Source organism: Oleiphilus sp. HI0132 (assembly GCF_001635845.1).
This window is the reverse complement of record NZ_LWGJ01001058.1, coordinates 1-1611: the sequence shown is the minus strand read 5'-3', so window position 1 is coordinate 1611 and position 1611 is coordinate 1. Positions and strand designations below refer to the sequence as shown.

The following is a 1611-nucleotide window of genomic DNA, read 5'->3' as shown; positions in this document are numbered from 1 at the left end:
TCCGTGCCATTGTGTCGCCATTGGTAAGTCAGAAAGCCTCCACCGCCAGCGTTGACGCTAAATGAAGCGGAGCTTCCTTCGGATACTGTTAATGAAACGGGGTGCGAGTTAATGCTGGGTGCTGCAAGTTGTTCATTGACGGTAACGCTGACAAAGTTTGAATAAACCTGGGAAACATTGTTGCTAATCGATACTCGGTAACTTCCCGTGTCACTTATTGAACTTGGGCTAATCGTTAAAGTGCTATGTGTTGCGCCAGGAATTAAGGAGCCGTTCTTTTGCCATTGATAGCTGATTGGATCTCCGCCAGTCGCTAAGACGCTGAGAGAGATTGTTTCCCCTTCAGTGACGATGCTAGCGCTAGGTTGCTGGGATATGCTGACGGGTAACACGTTTTCTTCCACTGAGACAAGGGCTTCTAGCGAGTGGATAGTTTCCTCACTGTTGGAAATGGTGACACTATATAAACCAGAATCGCTAAGTTGAGCGCTCGTTTTATTGTAGGAGCTTGCTGTCGCGCCCGGGATATTCTCGCCATCCTTCTGCCACTGATAGCTTAAGCTTCCCGCTCCGGATGCGAGAACAAACAAAGAAAAGCTTTGTGATTCACTGGTATGTATGGACTGCGGTTGAGTTTGAATTTGAAGCTCAGCGCTGTCGAGATCTTCTGCAATATTTTGAGCATCATTGGTGATACTGCTCAGTGCGCTAGCATAACTATTTCCGTTGTCAGAGTAGGTGTCCAGGTATGCAGAAAGCTGCTCTGCTAGGTCGCTTGCTGTGTAGAACACGTTCGCTAAGGGAATATGATCAAGCAATTGGTTCGTGCCTATCCACTCTGTATCAAGCGCGTGCTCATAAAGAGAAGCGCTTAGAATTGCTTGCTTTAGAGATTCGTCACTTGCATCCGAGAGCTTTGTTAGGTCAAGTGTTGGGGTAGTTAAGGGGTCGCTCTCTAAGTCAAAACTTTCCATGACCCACTGAGTGGCTGTTACTATGTTTTGCGCATTTAAGCCCTGAGGCAGAGACTGCGCAGTTTTAACAATAAGGTGACTTAAAGGTGAAAGAAACGTTGTGGAGTGGGTTTGCTTGCTTGTTAGACCTAAGAGTTGAAAATAAGCTGGGAGTCTGACTGCTTCACCAAACGAAAGTGTTTGGCCAGATATTTTTTCAATACAGCCTTCTACCAGGTCGCAAAGCATGCGAGTATCAGTATCTACGCTTAGTGAGAGTAGAACGAGCGTGCCATCTTCAAGTTCGTTTAAGTCTAGTGAAAAATAGCCGGATGAGTCGCTGCGTGTTTGTGTGATCAGGCTATTATCTTCGGCTCGGTATGCGCTGATTATGCCGTTGCTGATGACGCCTTTAACAGCACGTCCATCAACATTGTTATCTTGCCGGTCGCTATCAAAAAATTCGCAGCCACTTAAGAACAAACACATTAGCAGTGTACATAGTTTGGAGAGTGCTATTTGACTTGTATCTTTTGCTTTCATAGTTGTACATTCGAAATATTCATTATGGACAGGCATAATTCAACAACTCGCCCCTTCCTATAAAATGACGCAAGAAAGGGCTAAAAACCGCAAATGTATAGTGGTATGCGCGATT

The 1611-nt window shown here is 45.4% G+C and carries 1 protein-coding gene; it reads right to left on the bottom strand.

All coding sequences use genetic code 11. The annotated features are described in order from the left end of the window. On the bottom strand, positions 1-1496 hold a 1496-nt coding region (locus A3766_RS13225; protein ID WP_197479567.1), incomplete at its 3' end, for an immunoglobulin domain-containing protein. Between the last annotated feature and the right edge of the window lie 115 nt (positions 1497-1611).